We start from the raw sequence: 952 nt of genomic DNA, 5'->3' as shown, positions 1-952 counted from the left end.
ATCAGCAAAGTTCCATATCGCAGGTAGACTTGCGATGGCACCGATGAACACCATCCCTAATACCATAAAGCGGAAAATCATAATCATAACTTTGGCGTTTTTGGCACCAGAGATAAACTCAAGATTAGACTCACCATAACTGTAATTAGCAATGATAGAGGTGAATGAGAAAAAGAAAATAGCAATAGCAACGAATATAACACCCAGATCACCAACATACTGTGATAAAGCCAACTGCGTTAGCTGAATACCTTCTTGTTCAACGTTTGGATCAACCACACCTGACAGAATAATGATGGAGGCTGTGGCAGTACAAATAATCAATGTATCCATAAAGACACCTAGCATTTGCATAAAGCCTTGCACCGCTGGATGATCTGGATAACTTTTAGCAGTTGCCGCAGCATTAGGTGCTGAACCCATACCGGCTTCGTTGGAGAAAAGACCACGCTTGATACCGTTAATCATTGCCTGAGCAATACCATAACCAATGACACCGCCTGCTGCTTGCTCAAAACCGAATGCGGACTTGACAATAAATGCGATAGCAGATGGAAATTGACTAAAGTTAGTGACGATAATAAATAGCGCTAATAATATATATAAAATGGCCATTACTGGGACAATTTTACCTGCAATACGCGCGACCGAACGTAATCCACCAAAGACTACTGGTGCGACCAATACCACCAATACTACGCCCGTCATCCACGTAGGAATACCAAATGCTTCGTTGGTTGCCTGTGCGATAGTATTTGATTGAACACCATTAAAAGCCAAACCAAACGCAACGAGCAAGCATATGGAGAAAAATATCGCAAGCCAGCGTTTACCTAAGCCTTTTTCGATATAGTAAGCGGGTCCGCCTCGGTACACGTTATCGCTATGAGGTACTTTGTATGCTTGCGCTAAAGTCGACTCGATAAAACTGGTCGACATACCAACGATTGCA

The 952-nt window shown here is 42.6% G+C and carries 1 protein-coding gene; it reads right to left on the bottom strand.

Annotation, left to right across the window (positions count from 1 at the left end):
* A partial coding sequence (locus tag ACS8FD_RS17505; RefSeq protein ID WP_439276786.1) for an alanine/glycine:cation symporter family protein occupies nucleotides 1-952 on the bottom strand: 952 nt, incomplete at both ends.

Source organism: Psychrobacter sp. 1U2, from assembly GCF_051847575.1.
Note: the sequence above shows the minus strand (reverse complement) of the source record. Positions and strands in the feature narration are given on the sequence as shown.